This is a genomic window from Bacillus sp. OTU2372, assembly GCF_038440275.1.
Lineage (GTDB): Bacteria > Bacillota > Bacilli > Bacillales > Cytobacillaceae > Neobacillus > Neobacillus bataviensis_B.
On record NZ_JASATK010000003.1, the window covers coordinates 89,304 to 106,071 of the forward strand.

At 37.5% G+C, this 16,768-nt stretch carries 15 protein-coding genes; 11 read left to right on the plus strand and 4 right to left on the minus strand.

Features of this window, described 5'->3' with window-relative positions:
- Positions 1-50: 50 nt before the first annotated feature.
- From AAHB15_RS08205 to pdxR, 8 genes are all read left to right on the plus strand, one after another.
- Complete coding sequence (locus AAHB15_RS08205) at positions 51-1,274, plus strand: aminotransferase-like domain-containing protein (protein ID WP_342042161.1); 1,224 nt, start codon at positions 51-53, stop codon at positions 1,272-1,274.
- Positions 1,271-2,266 carry a D-2-hydroxyacid dehydrogenase gene (locus AAHB15_RS08210; RefSeq protein WP_342042162.1) on the plus strand — a complete coding sequence of 332 codons (996 nt, stop codon included), beginning with the start codon at positions 1,271-1,273 and terminating at the stop codon, positions 2,264-2,266. Before AAHB15_RS08205 ends, AAHB15_RS08210 begins: the two co-directional genes overlap by 4 nt.
- 153 nt (positions 2,267-2,419) lie before the next feature.
- Entirely contained in the window at positions 2,420-3,319 is a 900-nt protein-coding gene (gene purU, locus AAHB15_RS08215) for a formyltetrahydrofolate deformylase (RefSeq protein ID WP_335575434.1), read from the plus strand.
- Positions 3,320-3,474: 155 nt separating this feature from the next.
- Entirely contained in the window at positions 3,475-4,530 is a 1,056-nt protein-coding gene (locus AAHB15_RS08220) for an acyltransferase family protein (protein ID WP_342042163.1), read from the plus strand.
- 88 nt (positions 4,531-4,618) lie between these two features.
- Entirely contained in the window at positions 4,619-5,365 is a 747-nt protein-coding gene (locus AAHB15_RS08225; RefSeq protein WP_342042164.1) for a hypothetical protein, read from the plus strand.
- Between the two features lie 167 nt (positions 5,366-5,532).
- Entirely contained in the window at positions 5,533-5,928 is a 396-nt protein-coding gene (locus AAHB15_RS08230; protein WP_342042165.1) for a VOC family protein, read from the plus strand.
- A 422-nt stretch (positions 5,929-6,350) separates the two neighbouring features.
- Positions 6,351-7,853, plus strand: coding sequence for a malate:quinone oxidoreductase (locus tag AAHB15_RS08235; RefSeq protein WP_342042166.1), 1,503 nt, complete (start codon positions 6,351-6,353; stop codon positions 7,851-7,853).
- Positions 7,854-8,049: 196 nt separating this feature from the next.
- Positions 8,050-9,492 carry a MocR-like pyridoxine biosynthesis transcription factor PdxR gene (gene pdxR / locus AAHB15_RS08240; RefSeq protein ID WP_342042167.1) on the plus strand — a complete coding sequence of 481 codons (1,443 nt, stop codon included), beginning with the start codon at positions 8,050-8,052 and terminating at the stop codon, positions 9,490-9,492.
- A 35-nt stretch (positions 9,493-9,527) separates the two neighbouring features.
- Here the strand turns inward: pdxR and hemG are convergent, their stop codons facing one another.
- Both hemG and AAHB15_RS08250 read right to left on the minus strand, forming a co-directional pair.
- Positions 9,528-10,910, minus strand: a complete 1,383-nt coding sequence (gene hemG / locus AAHB15_RS08245) for a protoporphyrinogen oxidase (protein ID WP_342042168.1) — start codon at positions 10,908-10,910, stop codon at positions 9,528-9,530.
- Positions 10,911-11,089: 179 nt separating this feature from the next.
- Positions 11,090-11,515 carry a YfmQ family protein gene (locus AAHB15_RS08250; protein ID WP_335575441.1) on the minus strand — a complete coding sequence of 142 codons (426 nt, stop codon included), beginning with the start codon at positions 11,513-11,515 and terminating at the stop codon, positions 11,090-11,092.
- 543 nt (positions 11,516-12,058) lie between these two features.
- Here AAHB15_RS08250 and AAHB15_RS08255 point away from each other — a divergent pair.
- Positions 12,059-13,054: a hypothetical protein gene (locus AAHB15_RS08255; RefSeq protein WP_335575442.1), complete on the plus strand. Its 996-nt coding sequence runs from the start codon at positions 12,059-12,061 to the stop codon at positions 13,052-13,054.
- 61 nt (positions 13,055-13,115) lie between these two features.
- On the opposite strand, the gene AAHB15_RS08260 is transcribed toward AAHB15_RS08255, so the two are convergent.
- Positions 13,116-13,586 (minus strand): divergent PAP2 family protein, encoded by a 471-nt coding sequence (locus tag AAHB15_RS08260; RefSeq protein ID WP_335575443.1) that lies wholly within the window; start codon positions 13,584-13,586, stop codon positions 13,116-13,118.
- A gap of 382 nt (positions 13,587-13,968) precedes the next feature.
- Between AAHB15_RS08260 and AAHB15_RS08265 the strand changes: the two genes are divergently transcribed.
- Both AAHB15_RS08265 and AAHB15_RS08270 read left to right on the plus strand, forming a co-directional pair.
- Entirely contained in the window at positions 13,969-15,363 is a 1,395-nt protein-coding gene (locus AAHB15_RS08265; RefSeq protein ID WP_335575444.1) for an MATE family efflux transporter, read from the plus strand.
- 107 nt (positions 15,364-15,470) lie between these two features.
- On the plus strand, positions 15,471-16,181 hold the full coding sequence (locus tag AAHB15_RS08270; RefSeq protein ID WP_342042169.1) for a DNA alkylation repair protein: 711 nt from the start codon (positions 15,471-15,473) through the stop codon (positions 16,179-16,181).
- 90 nt (positions 16,182-16,271) lie between these two features.
- Here AAHB15_RS08270 and AAHB15_RS08275 read toward each other — a convergent pair whose 3' ends face one another.
- Positions 16,272-16,754: a DUF2798 domain-containing protein gene (locus tag AAHB15_RS08275; RefSeq protein WP_342042170.1), complete on the minus strand. Its 483-nt coding sequence runs from the start codon at positions 16,752-16,754 to the stop codon at positions 16,272-16,274.
- Positions 16,755-16,768: the final 14 nt, after the last annotated feature.

Below are 16,768 nucleotides of genomic sequence, written 5' to 3' on the forward strand. Positions count from 1 at the left end.
GACTTGAATAAGTATTTGAAATTGACAACTTACTTTTAGGAGGTATTATTTTGACAACCTTAAAAGAATTTACCTATTCAAAACGATTTCCCAATCTACCTTTAATCGCGGCTGCTTTTGCGGATCAGCACCCTGACTTAATTCCTCTCGCTTTTGGTTTGCCTGCGAAAGAATCTTTTAATCTCTCGCTTATTGAGGAGTCTTCTGTTGTGGCCATCCAAAAAGGAGGAGTAAAGCCGCTTGAATATGGAGGCGGAAATGGGCCAAAGGTGGTTGCTGAATGGATTAAACAAAGATCGCTGTTACGTTCGGTTCGTGCCGAGACGAATGAAATACTCGTTACAGCCGGCTCAAGTCAGGCCATTGATATCGCCACAAGGTCATTAACCGATCCGGGTGACCATATATGGGTGGAAGGGCCATCCTTTTTTGGAGCCATTCGGCAGTTTTTATTGGCGGAAACAAAGTTAACATCGTTCCCGGTTGATGAAGAGGGCTTAAGGGTAGATATAGTCGAGCAAAAGCTCTGGGAAACTAAAAGAAATGGCGGCCCTATGCCCAAAATGATTTATGTTATGCCAAACTATCATAATCCGACAGGGGTTAGTCTTTCTCTTGAAAGAAGAAAAAAACTGGCCGAGTTGGCCTATGAATATAACTTTTATGTGCTTGAGGATGACGCCTATGTAGAGTTAAGTTTTACGGGGGAATATGTCCCTTCCATCTATTCTTTTGGACCCGAACGTGTGATTTATTTAAGTACCTTTTCCAAAATAGTAGCCCCAGGTATCAGAATGGGCTGGGCCGTTGCGAGCGAACCGTTAATTAATAAAATGCGGATGTTAAAATCGGACGGTTCGACGAGTGTGTATGTTCAAGAAATCGTTTCGCAATTTTTAACAACGATTGATTTTGATCAGCATGTGGATTTCCTGAACTCTATCTATCGTTCAAGGATGGAAGCCATGGTGGTGGCGATCGAGGAAGCATTTGATAGAGACGTCTCTTATATTGTGCCAGAAGGGGGATTTTTCCTATGGTTAACCTTTCCACAAGGTACTGATACGAGTATGTTTATGCAGCAATCACTACAAAAGGGTGTCAGCTATTTAGACGGGGCACATTTTTATTTGAACGCAGATGAAAAGAATCATATCCGCCTCGGTTTTACCTACTGCAACGAGAAAGAAATTAAACGGGGAATTAAGCGTTTGGCGGAGTCCTATCAAGAACACAAGCAAAAAAATTTCGTCTTAGAGGGGGTAAAAGAATGAAGGTAATGACCCCAAAAGTGTCACCTTCTATATATATCCGCTACAACCTTCCGGAGGTGTACCTTAAACAATTTAAGGAGATTTGCCCTAATATTGTGGTGGAACCATGGAATTTTGATGAACCTGAACCAGAGGTATCCGTCGATTTATCAGAATGCGAGATTCTTTTAACCTTAGGCATGCGTGATAACCTGAATATTCTCAAAAAGGCTAAAAACGTAAAATGGGTTCATTCCATTAGTGCTGGATTGGATGCGATGCTCACCAAAGAGGTAAAAAACAGTGACATCATCATTACCAATGCCAAAGGATGTACCTCTGTTCCAATCGCAGAACACACGATTGCGTTAATCTCAGCATTTGCTAGGGATATACCGACGATGGTAAAAAAACAAAGAGCGCAGGAATGGTGCAAAATGCTGCCAGTTAGAACTCTCGCAGGCTCTACAGTGGGGATTATTGGGTACGGAGAAATCGGCTATGAAATTGCCAAACGTTGTAAAGGTTTAGAAATGAAGGTGATTGGCTGCCGCAGAAACCCTGATAAGAAAAACAAGAAACATGAACCAGCAGATGTAGTGGTCGGTATGGACCAAGTAGATGAAGTGCTCACGAAATCAGATTATGTCGTAGTGGCCCTTCCTTCCACAAAAGATACCATCCATTTTATGAATAAAGAGCGTTTTAGTAAAATGAAAAAAGATAGCTACTTGATCAATGTCGGACGTGGGAATACAGTTGCCGAAAAGGATTTAGTCGATTTCCTGCGAAACGGCAAAATCGCTGGGGCAGGGCTTGATGTGTTTGAGGTCGAGCCGTTACCGAAAGATCATCCGTTTTGGTATATGGACAATGTGATTGTCTCGCCGCATAATGCCTATAACTCGAGTAATCATTCAGAACGTGTTATGAAGCTGATTTTAGAAAACCTTACGCGTTTCTATAAGGGGATCCCACTTCTTAACGTCGTTGATAAAAAATTAGGTTACTAAGATAGTTTTTTCTAAACAATAGTATGAGATCAAAGTGCCAGGTTCAAAGTGGAACCTGGTATTTTTTAATATATTAAAGAATTTTCAAATAATTATTAACTAATAAGTATTTTTCATGTATAATGTTTCAAACAAGATAGTGAGGTTTAAGATATGAATGCATTTATTAAAGAGCAAATTGAATTATTTCAAGAACAAAATAAAAATCGTGGACGTCTTCTAGTTAGTTGTCCGGACCAACCAGGAATTGTTTCGGCGATATCAAAGTTTTTATTCTCCTATAACGCAAATATTATCGAATCCAGTCAGTATTCTACCAATCCTGAGGGAGGCATCTTTTTCATTCGGATTGAATTTGAATGCCCAGGCCTAAAGGATAAAGCAAAAGATATGGATACACAGTTTTCTGATATTGCTGAGAATTTTTCAATGGAATGGAAATTTACGCATGTTTACAATCTTAAAAAAGCTGCCATCTTTGTCTCTAAAGAACTACACTGCTTGCTCGAACTTTTATGGGAATGGCAAAGCGGAGATTTAATGGCTGATATTGCCCTTGTCATCAGTAACCATGAAAACGCGAGGGAGGTTGTTGAAGGACTTAATATTCCGTTTTACCATATTCCGGCGAATAAGGATATTCGTCAACAAGCAGAAGCCGAGCAGCTTAAGCTTTTAAAAGAGTATGATATTGATTTCATCGTATTGGCACGTTATATGCAGATCTTAACGCCGAATTTTATTAAGGAAAATCCTAATAAAATTATAAATATTCACCATTCTTTTTTACCTGCCTTTGTGGGGGCAAGACCGTATGAACGTGCCTTTGACCGCGGGGTAAAATTAATCGGTGCGACTTCACATTATGTAACCAATGATCTTGATGAAGGACCGATTATCGAACAGGATATTAGCAGGGTAGGTCATCATGATAATGTGGATAGTCTTAAAAAGATTGGCCGGAGAATTGAACGAAGCGTGTTGGCTCGTGCAGTAAAATGGCATATCCAGGACCGAATTATCGTTCATCAGAATAAGACGATCGTTTTCTAATAAACAAAGAAACCAAGCCGCTATTCGGGATTACTGATTACGGCTTTTTTCTTTTTAAGTTTCAATTAAGAAAGTTATACTATACTCTTACTAGCTAGGTATTTAGAATTTCAATGCCAGTCAACCTCAAATTTGAATAGAAGAGAGGCGATACTATGAGTAAGAGATTAGATTGGTTAGATATCGGGAAGGGATTAGGAATGCTGCTAGTGATGTTAGGGCATGCAGATATCCCAACTCCACTTAAAACATATATCTATACATTTCATATGCCGTTATTCTTTTTCCTATCGGGATATTTATATAATAAAGAAAAGTTTCCAAGCCTAAAAGTGTTTTTTAAAAAAAGGACAAAGTCATTAATCCTCCCGTACTTGTCTTTTTCATTTATGGCATACCTATGGTTTTTACTATTAAATTATATTGGACTGGTGAATTATAAAAAAAATCTATTAACCCCGTTATTAGGTTCTGTCATAGCTGAAAGAAAATCGATCTGGACCGTTCATACCGGTGCTTTATGGTTTGTTGCCTGTTTATTTTGTACGGAATTACTTTTTTATTTTATTGCAAAAATAGGACGGACGGAAAAGGCAATCGGATTCTTTTTACTAGTCATGTCAGTTGTTGGATGTTTTTATAACAAGATGGTTGGACAACCGCTGCCTTGGAATATAGACGTGGCCATGATTAGCGTTGGTTTTTATGGAGCAGGTTATTTATTCAAAAAATATAATAAGTATTTGGAACGGTTTAATCATCTAAAAGCTCTTGTCCTTTTATTAATCGTTAATCTCTTCACAGGTTACCTTAATTATGTACTTACAGGAGAAAGAGTAGACTTTTATAATAGCAGCTTAGGAAATATAGTTTTATTCTATCTATCAGCATTTTCTGGAATTGGAGCCTTTGTTATTTTAATTAAACATATGAAGAAAAATAAGGTTCTGCAGTATATTGGAAAGAATTCATTCATTTATTTAGCTTTCCACCAAAAAATCGTGTTCTTTGTCTTTAGTTTACTGATTCAAAAATCGATTTTTAATTTTGAAAGCATAATCAATCATCCCATAGTAGAGGGGGTACTAATCACATTTATAACGGTCGTTATTTTGATACCCGCCGTTTATACCATTAATCATTACTTCCCGTTTATGTTGGGAAAAACAACAAGAAAGAGTATGAGAGAAGTTTCATTGAATGCATTTTAATTTAACACTTTGTTCATAATTTGGTCATAATTCATGGGCATCCTACCATCTGTAAAACTTAAACCAATTTTTAGGAGGAAGTTACAAGATGAGAAAGATGCTGATGAATTCTTTTTTTGCCTTTGCATTACTGATTGGAGTTTTTGGACCAATCCAAGCGTTTGCAGGTGCACAGCCAAATGAACAAAATCATTCCTCAGAGGTCCATGGACATGGTCATGGTCACTTCAGACAAAATCCTGAATTTATTAAAAAACAGGCAGAATCGCTGGGGATTAAAACTGATGGCAAAGATACAGAGACGCTTGCAAAAGAAGTTAGGGAAGCCATGATTAAAAATAGAGCGGAGGAACTTGGGATTAGTACGAAAGGGAAAGAGATTGATTCACTAGCGAAAGATGTCTTTGAAACTACCATTAAAAATGAGGCCAAAAAGTTGGGGATTTCAACAGAAGGAAAAGACCTTCGTGATGTAGCTCGAGAAATTCAAGAAACCCAAATAAAAAAAGCGGCGAAAGAGCTGGGAATTTCGACGGATGGGAAGGACCTCCGTGATGTAGCCAAAGAAGTTCGTGAGACCCAAATAAAGAAAGATGCTAAAGAACTAGGGATTTCAACTGCCAATAAGGATTTTCATCAAATAGCCCATGAAGTCCGAGATAAAAAGATCTTCCAAGCAGCAGAAAAGTTGGGAATAGATACAAAAAATAAATCTGCGGACGAGCTTTTCAATGAAATCATGACTAAGCATGCAGATAAGGTGAAGGAATTAGATCTCTTTCCTCATAAAGGACGCGAAATGCATTTTTTCTTTAAAGGACCAAAAACAGAATAACACCAGTAAGAGAATCAAATTTAGAGGCGTGTCATTGGGAGACAGCCTCTCTTTTGTGCGAAAAACATTGATAAAAATTGTGTTTTATTCCATATTTATAATAAAATTAAGGGACAAACTGGAAGTTAACGTCTTAGATAAGATTAATTATAAAATCGGAGGTAATCATGGGAAGATTAGTACATTTCGAAATTCATGTGAATGATATGGATCGGGCAAAAAATTTTTATGGTGAGGTATTCGGTTGGTCTTTTCAAGATTGGAGTGAATATGCAGGAATGCCTTATTTTGGGGCAGTGACGGGCGATGAAAATGAACCTGGAATCAATGGTGCTTTAATGCAGCGTCAAAGTGCTCCTCCGGAAACAAACCAATCATTAAATGGATATGCTTGTACAATGGGTGTAGAAAACTATGATTTAACGGAAGCGAAAATTATTAAGAATGGCGGCAAGGTGGCATTGGCCAAATACGCTTTGCCTGGAATGGCGTGGCAAGGATACTATCAGGATACAGAGTGCAATATTTTCGGAATTCATCAACCTGATGTGAATGCAAAATAGAATCCATGATTAATAATATGAAATCACAAGAGGCGGCCGAAATGCTTGAAAATGTCCGCAAAATCAATCGAGGAAAGGCGGAATAATCTGCCTTTTTTTGTTTGAAGAAAAGAGAGTATAATGAAGGTGATCCTTCCTTTAACCAATCAAGCTTCGTATCTATAAATGTTTATTAATATTAAGATAGTTTAAATTATTGCAAGAAACTAGGTGTACTTTTTAGGACTTGTGGACTGAATTTATCACTTTTTACTATATTTTAATACAATTTATAATTATAATATAATAGTAGATATTTTAATTTTATAAATAATTGTAATAGATTTATTATTGAGACAGAAGGGTGTTTGATTAGGTCGTCCCTTAGTTCGGTGTGAGACCTGCATCTATTCTGAAAATTTAAGGGGAAAAGGTTGGTAAAAATGAACAACGGAGAAACTAAAACAGACGTCATTTTAATTGGTGCCGGAATCATGAGTGCGACGTTAGGTACACTCTTGAAGGAATTAGTACCGGAATGGGAAATTACAGTGTTTGAGAAGCTCGAAAGCGCAGGTGAGGAAAGCTCTAACGAATGGAATAATGCGGGGACGGGACATGCGGCACTGTGCGAGCTTAACTACACGGTCGAAAAACCAGATGGTTCTGTAGATATTAGTAAAGCGATAACAATTAATGAACAGTTTCAGCTTTCAATGCAGTTTTGGTCTTATCTTGTAAACAGCAAGCTGATAGACAATCCACAGGATTTTATCATGCCATTACCTCATATGAGCTTAGTACAAGGTGAACAAAATATAACGTTTTTAAAGAAGCGTTTTGAAGCATTGTCAAACAATCCACTATTTCAAGGGATGGAATTTTCCGATGACTCGGAAAAACTGATGGAATGGATTCCACTTATCATGGAAGGCCGTAAATGGAATGAACCAATAGCGGCAACAAAAATAGACTCTGGAACGGATGTTAACTTTGGTGCTTTAACGCGCATGTTGTTTGACCACTTAAAGAGTAAAAACGTCGAGCTAAACTACAAGCATAGTGTTGAGGATATAAAACGAACAAGCGACGGCTCGTGGGAAGTGAAAGTACGGAATCTCGAAAGTGGTACGGTCGAACGCCATACTGCAAAATTCGTCTTCATCGGAGGTGGAGGAGGAAGCTTGCATTTACTACAAAAATCCGGTATTCCTGAAGGAAAACATATTGGCGGATTTCCGGTAAGCGGTTTATTTATGGTATGTAATAATCCGGATGTGATCGAGCAGCATCATGCAAAAGTATATGGCAAAGCTAAGGTTGGTGCTCCGCCAATGTCTGTTCCACATCTTGACACAAGATTTATCGACAATAAAAAATCGCTGCTATTTGGACCATTTGCCGGCTTCTCACCTAAGTTCTTAAAAAATGGTTCCATGTTGGATTTAGTAACTTCCGTAAAACCGGATAATCTCGTCACGATGTTGGCGGCAGGTGCAAAAAATATGTCATTGACTAAATACTTGATTGAGCAAGTGATGTTATCGAAAGAACAGCGCATGGAAGAGTTACGTGAGTTTATCCCCAACGCTAAGAGTGAGGAATGGGATTTAGTCGTAGCGGGCCAACGTGTGCAAGTGATTAAAGATACGGAAGCTGGCGGCAAAGGAACACTTCAATTTGGTACGGAAGTGATAACTGCAGCTGATGGATCAATCGCAGCTTTACTAGGTGCTTCTCCAGGTGCTTCTACTGCTGTTCACGTTATGTTAGATGTATTCAAAAAATGCTTCCCGCAATTTATCAAAGAGTGGGAACCGAAAATTAAGGAAATGATTCCTTCTTATGGTTTGTCACTAATGGAAAACCCAGAGCTTCTGGACAAAATTCATACTTCAACTGCACAGACGCTTGGCCTGCGTGAAAAAGAGCTGGTCTTTAGTTAATTTGTTGAATGCAGAAACCAAGGTATTAATTGGAAAAAGCAAGTATAAAAAATTTTTTAAGGAATTGAGTAATAATTGAATATCAATGGAAATAAAACACAGAACCTTTGATCTAACTATGGATTAAAGGTTCTTTTTTTAAAATTAGCAAAATGATAAAATAGAGAGAGTTAAATTAAATTAAAGGAAGTAACAAATGGATTGGAAACCTGATCGAATATCAAAAACACCGATTTACAAGCAACTTGCTATATATATCGAGAACGGAATTGCTGATGGGACTTTTCCGCCCGATAAACCTTTACCCTCGGAAAGAGGCTTGGCGAAAGAACTTGGAATCAACAGAAGTACGGTAATAGCTGCCTATGATGAGCTGGAATCAAATGGACTCATAGATCGAAATAGGGGCAGTGGAACCACCGTCAGTAAAGACATTTGGGGAATTACCAAGAAACGGATACCAAGTTGGAATAGGTATATTGAGGCAGGTTCCTTTTTGCCTAACCTGCCTGTAACACAAAGAATTCATAAAGAAATGGCAGAGCATAAACTCATCAATCTAGCCAGCGGGGAATTGTCTCAGGATTTATTTCCATTATCCTCACTTAGAGAAATTACATCGAATAGGTCTTTTAATGGATCGTTAGGGTACGACCATCCGCAAGGAAATGCGATTCTCCGGGAAACACTTACCAAACATGTTAAACAGTTTCGTGAAATAGAAACGGACTCATCTTCGATTTTAGTAACATCAGGGGCACAGCAGGCATTGCATCTTGTCGTTCAATGTTTGTTAAAACCAGGAGATTCAGTGGCGATTGAAAATCCTTCCTATCATTACAATCTGCCAGTTTTTCAATCAGCAGGAATTAAAACTTATTTTTTAAAAGTGAATAAGGACGGAATAAACCCAGAGGAAATTACCGCTTTATATAAAAAACATAGAATTAAAATGATTTTTTTGTGTCCCATCTTTCAAAATCCTACTGGTACTCTATTGGACTTGGAAAAGCGGAAAAAGGTACTTGAAATATCATCTGAATATGGCATTCCTATAGTGGAAGACGATCCGTACAGTTTAACATCTTTTTGCGGAGAAAAGATGAAGACACTTAAATCACTGGATCATAATGGGAATGTTTTATATATTAGCTCATTAACAAAAATTGTGGCTTCCGGATTAAGGATAGGCTGGATTATAGGACCCAGAGCGGTGATTGAAAGGTTATCAGATGCAAAGCAGCAAGTTGATTTTGGACACGCCAGTTATAGTCAATGGGTTGCCAATGACTTTTTAGAATCACGTGATTTCACATCACATATCAAGAATTTGGCTAAACAGTTAGAAAGCAGAAGAGATCAAATTGTTGTTAGTCTTCAGTCCTTTTTAAAGGAAGAGGTTGATTTTACGATTCCTAATGGCGGCATTCATATTTGGTGCAGGTTAAAAAAAGCGGTGAATGAGATTCAATTATTAGAAGAGTCCATTAAAAGGGGCGTGATTTTTGTCCCGGGTTCCACAATGGGTTCTGAGAAGGGATTTGTCCGATTTACCTTTTCTAGGGAGAATGAAGAAAATATTCATGAAGGAATTAAAAGATTTGCGGATGCCCTTTATGCAATAACAAAATTAAGTTAAAAGGATAGCTCCTAATAGGCGGCTATCCTTTTCTATTATAACGTTTGAATGATTTTCCTTGCTGAATCTATCCCGTTTTGGATACAGTCTGGGATACCGACTCCATAATAGGAACAACCGGCCAGGATGATTCCTGAGTAATCGGCAGCCATTTTGCTTTCAAGCGCCTCTACACTTTTAGGATGGGAAATCAAATAATTGGGCATTTGATCGGCCCATTTCGTGACCTCACTGGCAACTGGGGTGGCGCTAATCCCAAGACTTTTATGAATATCGCCCAGTGCAATCTTAAGCAGTTCCTCTTTCTCCATTCTCTCTAATGAAGCGTAGGAAGGATGGCTGTTTTTATAAAAGAGTCTAACAAGCAAGTTGCCAGATTTTGAGGTATGCTCCCATTTCCGGCTTGTCCATGTACAGGCGTTGCAGGACAATTCATCTGTATTTGCAGTAATAAACCCCGTTCCATCTGCGGGAAGTACGCTGTCAGGTACGTCAAAGCCCACATAAACACTAATTAGTGAACTATTTTTGAATCTTGAAAATTCGTTTTTTAGATCCGGATCATCGATTAAGTTTTCGGCAGCTGTATTCGGAATACTAAGTACTACGAAATCTGCTTCGATGATTTCCTGATTGTTAAGAAACACTTGATATCGACTGCTGTTTTTTTCAATATTGGTCACTTTTGTATTTTTTAAGATTTCAGCATCAGCAAGCTTTTCTTCCAATGCGTCAATCACTGAGCCTAAGCCATTTTGAAAGGAAAGAAACTTTCTTTCTCCGCCTTTAAATTTCTGTTTATTCGCTTCGAGCCCTTTTATGATGCTTCCATATTGTTCCTTATAATCGATTAAATATGGAAGGGTTGATGCCAGTGTCAAGTCACTGAGTTTCCCGGAATAGACGCCGGACAGGACTGGGGCAATTTGTTTTTCCACCAATTCTGTTCCTAGAAAATGCTCAAGAAAGGAACCGATGGAATCATTTTTGGTGAACGTTTCATTTTTTGTATAAAAATCCTGCAGTGCCGCCACTTTTCCTTCTGCAGACACGAGTGTACTCTTCGCCAGCGATTCAATGCTTGCAGGGATTCCAAAGACAGCATCCTCCGGGATTAGCTTCAATTGTCCATCTGAATATATAAAGGAACGTCCAGTCGCATTGTAAACAACTTCCTTTCCTAGACCAAGTTCTTCGAATAATGTCATTTCTTCCATTTTACGGGCAACAATCGAATCCGCTCCGGCTTCCATGACAAAATCATCTTGTATTATGGTTCGAATTTTCCCTCCGAGTTGATTGGATGCTTCTGCCAGAACTAGCCTGACGTCTGTTCCATTGGAATTCTTCCATTTTTGTAACTCATACAGGGCAGTTAATCCTGTAATACCGCCACCAATCACTAAAACTGTTTTCAATCTTGCCACCTCTTATGTAATCTCATACTTTGTACCTTCTAGTGTACCATACCATGGAAGGTGAAATCATATAGATAATAAAAAGCATGAAAGTATAAGAAAAGGCTCAGTAAACTGAACTGAGCCATAATTTCTTCTGATAGATATTGAGCCGGTTTATATCTTCCTCAGTCTTTCGATTAAATAGAAGACTTTTGAAGACTCTCGGACATGAGACTATACGCAACCAATTTCTTTTTAAACTGCTTTACTACATCAACGCGATCTTTGTATCGGTACACAAATAACTTCAAATCTTTATTGCCTCTTATAGTTTCAATCACAATGGGACTGTCACTGTTCTCAGGATTTAAATATAATTCCTCGGTGCCTGGAAATATATAGTGTTTCTTTAGAAATATTGCTTCGTTAAAGTCATTAATCACCTTCGTTTTGTCGTCACCTTCGAGACGTCTTCCGTCAATGATCAAGGTGATATTCTCATCACCAAGTTTTGAATGGGTTTCGAATTTCCTGATTAACCATTCTACTGGACCGGTTGGGAGGCAAGTAACTAATATTTTTAATAGACTAATGAGGATTATTGAAATAATTGTCCATGTCATATCGAATCATCTCCGTTTAACATCATAGCATATTATTAAATTATTTTTCACTAGGTTAACCAAATGTAGATTCCTAGTGAAATTAATGCTAGAAAAATAATGACAACATATATTAAAGTCAAATTCATCGTATTTCTTTTTGTGGAACTGCTGTAGTTTTCATCTGACTTCCCAGTTAATAGTATAGTAGAAACTACAGCGAAAATTAAAATAAGCGTAACCAAAGCAAGCATTATATTCATGATACACCTCGATACAGTAAATTTATTAAATCAATATAGTTTATAATAATAATAACGCATCTCCATTCTTAAATAACCATCCAATTATCCTGAAATTATACCATCCACTTTAAAGTTTTTTATTAGGAAGTTGGGTGGACAATCTCTTTTTTTTACGGTTGAATATGTTATTCAGATTTCTGATTAGATTTTATGTGAATTAATTCACATAATGTTCAAAAATGGTCCGGTTACGGGACTATTTTATCATGTATATTAACACTATATTCATATTGTTTATGTTATCAAGGGGGATTTACAGATGAAAAAGATATTTCAGATTCTATTAATGTTGGGCCTTATTATGACTCCTTTTTTTGCCGATGCTCATGTGAAGTGGTTCACAAATGTTGAGCCGCATAAGGAGTCAATCGAACATATCGTATCACCGGCGTTTATATTTTTAGCAATAGTGGCAGCCGTTGTGTTAGCTTCTTTGACGTTAATTATTCCGAAAATGGCTGACTGGGGACCAATGAAAAAGTGGGAAGACCGTCTCTCTAGTTTAAGAAAATATTCACGTTATATACTAAAATATGGAACCGCCGCAGCACTGACCATCCAGATGGTCAATGGAACATTATTTGCACCTGAGTTTCATATTCATAATACTGCAGCTGTCGTCTTAACATGGATGACGATTGGATTTTTATTAATCCCACACCATATCTCGACGAAAATGGGTGCAACTTTATTATTAGGATTATTTATTTATGTAACAATTCACCATGGCATTTTCTATATGTTAGACTACGGATTCTATGTTGCCATCATTGGTGTCTTATTGGTAGGAAATACAAGGCTGGAAAAAGTAGGTTTTCCTTTTTTATATTTAGGAACTGGTTTATCGCTTAGCTGGGTAGCGGTTGAAAAATGGGTTTACCCAGATATGGCCTTAGATATTGTCATTCACCATCACGTACCTACGTTTGGTTTTGCACCAGATCTATTTGTGGTGATGGCTGCGTTTATAGAATTTGTCGTAGGTTATTTATTAGTTGTCGGTATTTTAAATAGAGTATTAGGATTTGTTGTAACAGGTATTTTTATCTCTACCACCATGTTATTCGGTATGACTGAAGTGATTGGTCATTTTATGATTCATATTGTGTTATTAATCTTTATCATTGAAGGTGTATCATTCTACAACCCGCCAATCAAAATGCATAAAACAAAAATTGATCAATTTATCTTTGTTTTCTTGAATTTTATATTTGTCCTTGCGACTTTTTTATTGATTTATTATCGATTCGCTTAAATCATTATTTACTAAAGCAATCCACCGTTGAATTACGGTGGATTGTTGATGTGTTTTAGATTTAGAACGGATATAGATAATAGGTAACCATACCAATGATGATGCCTGTGATGGCTCCACCAAAAACCTCTATTGGCTGGTGACCTAATAATTCTTTTAACTTCTCTCGAGACTCGGGCATTTTTATATTTGGGTTCTTTAATGCTTCGATTAGTTTATTGAAATCAACTAATAAAGTGTTTAAAATTTCGGCATGGTAGCCTGCATGTCTGCGAACACCAGTCGCATCATGCATAACAATCGCAGACACAACAACACAAATCGCAAATTCATTTGATTTGAATCCAGCAATTAATCCAATCGCTGTCGTTAAGGAGATTATGGTAGATGTATGGGAGCTCGGCATTCCGCCGGTGCTAAACATCAAATTCCATTTCCATTCCCTTGTTGAGATAAAATGAATCGGTATTTTTACAAATTGCGCAATCAGCATCCCTAAAAGTGCAGCCAAAACGGGACAGGATAAAAACATAAAATAATCCTCCTTATCCTCCAATTAAATTTATTACAAGCCCTTTCAAATTCCATATGGAGAAGTGAGCTTACGTATCCACTAATTTTATTACCCTTCATTTTATTAATATAGACCATTTAAAACAAGAAGTGGTATTTTTTTTGAAAAATATGACTTTTAATCACATATTTTTGCCATTTGAAATCAGATAATAATTATCTGAAGGATTTCATATAGATAAGAGCAGTGTTTTATTCTTTGGATTTGTTTTTAGTTAAAAATATTATAAGATACAAAAAAAAAAAATCCCTTATCTCTTCCATAATTAGTGCTATAATAGTCCATATTAATTTGACAATTATGATTGATTACATAACAAATCGAAAAGAAGTGTAGCGGTATGAATAAACTCGCAGTGAGAATAAAACCTAGAACTGTTTTTTTGTTGGATAAGTATTTTACTGGAGAATCGATCGATTACAAGAAATTATTTGCAATCATAATGCCTATTTTTGTTGACCAGGCATTCTTGATCATTATGAGTCTGTTAAATACAGCCATGGTTAGCTCTGCAGGGGTTGCTGCGGTTAGTGCTGTGAGTATGGTAGATTCATTGAATATCTTCTTAGTGAACGTCTTTATTGCGGTCGCAACAGGAGGTACCGTAATGGTTGCCCAATATAAGGGCAGTGGAAATGCGGAGATGGTGTCCAAAACAGCCACACAAGCTATAACAGCTGTTACTTTATTTTCAGTTATTCTTAGTGCACTGGTAATTAGTTTTCATACACCAACATTAAACCTTTTGTTTGGTAAAGCAGAGGCAGATGTCTTTTATAATGCCCGAATTTATTTAATCGGCAGTTGTCTTTCTTATCCGCTTATTGCCATATTCCAAGCTGTAACGGGGGCATTAAGAGGAGTCGGCGAGACCAAACCATGCTTGAATTTATCTTTACTAATGAATTTAACCAATACCATTCTTAATGTTTTACTGATTACCATTTTTGATATGGGCGTAGAAGGTCTTGTGATTTCCACCATTTTTGCAAGATTATTAGGTGTAGTTGCTTCTTTAATCTATATCATTAAATACAATGATACAATCCGATTTAAGTTGAAGAATGCGGTGCATATTGATGTTGCTATTTTAAAGAAAGTAATGTTTATAGGGCTTCCATTCGCGGCGGAGCAGTTATTTTTCAATGGTGGTAAGCTGTTAACTCAAACATTTATTGTGCAATTAGGAACCCTTGCTTTGACGTCTTATGCCATTGGGAATTCGATTGCCTTGCTATTTCAAATAGGACCCAATTCATTAAGTATTGCCATCGTAACGGTTGTGGGACAATGTATTGGAAGAAGGAACGTCCAGGATGCTAGGAAATTTATTATGTCCATGATTGGACTTGGCACGATTCTGTTTGTGCTGGCGGATGCCGTGTTACTACCTTTGTTTCCATTATTAATCAAACTGTTCAGTCCGCCGGCTGAGATTATCCCAACCATTTTTATGCTTATTTTAATCTCTGCAGTCGGTCATCCATTGTTGTGGCCAGCAAGCTTCATTATGCCCTCGGCTTTAAGGGCAGCAGGGGATTCCACTTTTACATCGATTGCATCCTTGCTATCGATGTGGCTATTGAGGGTAGTCCTAGGATATTTATTGGGGATTACTTTAGGATTTGGAATTATCGGTGTTTGGGTGGCGATGAATATTGAATGGGGGATGCGGACACTGATCTTTGTTTGGCGATTTAAAGGGAAGAAGTGGTATGCGCATAAGCTCGTGTAACGATAGGGAAATTATCTTATAAAAAGCTGCCAAATTTTGGTGCAGGGTTCCGTATTCGGGTGCTACAATCAAAATGATATGTTTATTAATGAAGGAAGTGCAAAACGATGGATTTTGAAATGGTTATGCAGGAACTAGAAGCGCTCGGCAAGGAACGAATAAAAAAGACTTACTTAAGTAATGGTGCACACGAGCCGCTTTTTGGAGTGGCTACAGGCGCCATGAAGCCGCTCGCAAAGAAAATCAAAAAAAATCAGCGATTAGCCGAGCAGCTTTACGCCACAGGGAACTACGATGCCATGTATTTTGCCGGCATCATTTCGGACCCAATGACAATGACTGAGGCTGATTTTGAGCGTTGGATGGATGCGGCGTATTTTTATATGCTGTCCGATTTTGTGGTTTCAGTAACTTTGGCTGAAACCGAAATTGCGCAAGATGTTGCTGATAAATGGATCTCAAGCGGTGAAGAACTTAGAATGTCGGCAGGCTGGAGCTGTTACTGCTGGCTTTTGGGTAATCGCCCGGACAGTGAATTTAGTGCAAGCAAGATTTCCGGTATGCTTGATCAGGTAGAAAATACGATACATAATTCTCCTGATCGGTCAAAATCCGCTATGAATAATTTTATTTACACTGTTGGGATTTCCTATTTGCCGCTCCATGATAAGGCGGTTGAAACCGCAAAGGCAGTTGGACCAGTCGAAATCAGGCGGGACAAGAAAAAAAGCAGTACTCTGCTTGCTTCCGAAAGTATTCAAAAGGAAATAGATAGAGGGAGGAAGCTTGGTTTCAAACGCAAATATGTTAGATGTTAGCATCGATTAGAGTGGAAATAAAAAAATGCCTAATTTCTCAATTAAAATAAAGAGGAATTAGGCATTTTATATTTACCGTTGCACATTTTCCTATGCAACTCTCATGGGTTTCTTACCCTTTACAAAATTAACGAACAAATACCGAACAACCGGTCCCATAATTAAAAGTTGTAGAGGGAAAGCAACTATAAAATTCTTAACTACTATGGATAAGTAGTCTGTAATAATCGCTGGGCTTAGTCCGTTTACTAGATAGGCAGTTGCTAATCCATACAGGGACATAAACAGAACCATTCCTACTACCATGCAAAATGAGATTGCAAGAATGACATAGATTTTTTTAGATTTGCCATAAGGAAGCATGAAGGCTACTTTTTTAGCTACTGGACCAACAATAAATAGATCTAAAAGCAAGGCAATGACAAATCCAATGATCCCTTCGACAAACATTTCACCTACTGGTATTTCACCAAACAATCCATTTAGTAATAAATTATAAACCGTCATAACTAAAACCATTCCAAAACACATCATTGTACCAAATAAAATACTTTCTTTCCTAGTTGATGGCAATACACTATCATCCT

Coding starts and splice junctions, on each gene's coding strand:
- AAHB15_RS08265 (WP_335575444.1), top strand. CDS start 13,969: ATGAATAAACTCGCAGTGAGAATAAAACCTAGAACTGTTTTTTTGTTG.
- AAHB15_RS08225 (WP_342042164.1), top strand. CDS start 4,619: ATGAGAAAGATGCTGATGAATTCTTTTTTTGCCTTTGCATTACTGATT.
- purU (WP_335575434.1), top strand. CDS start 2,420: ATGAATGCATTTATTAAAGAGCAAATTGAATTATTTCAAGAACAAAAT.
- AAHB15_RS08255 (WP_335575442.1), top strand. CDS start 12,059: ATGAAAAAGATATTTCAGATTCTATTAATGTTGGGCCTTATTATGACT.
- AAHB15_RS08220 (WP_342042163.1), top strand. CDS start 3,475: ATGAGTAAGAGATTAGATTGGTTAGATATCGGGAAGGGATTAGGAATG.
- AAHB15_RS08235 (WP_342042166.1), top strand. CDS start 6,351: ATGAACAACGGAGAAACTAAAACAGACGTCATTTTAATTGGTGCCGGA.
- pdxR (WP_342042167.1), top strand. CDS start 8,050: ATGGATTGGAAACCTGATCGAATATCAAAAACACCGATTTACAAGCAA.
- AAHB15_RS08250 (WP_335575441.1), bottom strand. CDS start 11,515: ATGACATGGACAATTATTTCAATAATCCTCATTAGTCTATTAAAAATA.
- AAHB15_RS08210 (WP_342042162.1), top strand. CDS start 1,271: ATGAAGGTAATGACCCCAAAAGTGTCACCTTCTATATATATCCGCTAC.
- AAHB15_RS08260 (WP_335575443.1), bottom strand. CDS start 13,586: ATGTTTTTATCCTGTCCCGTTTTGGCTGCACTTTTAGGGATGCTGATT.
- AAHB15_RS08270 (WP_342042169.1), top strand. CDS start 15,471: ATGGATTTTGAAATGGTTATGCAGGAACTAGAAGCGCTCGGCAAGGAA.
- AAHB15_RS08230 (WP_342042165.1), top strand. CDS start 5,533: ATGGGAAGATTAGTACATTTCGAAATTCATGTGAATGATATGGATCGG.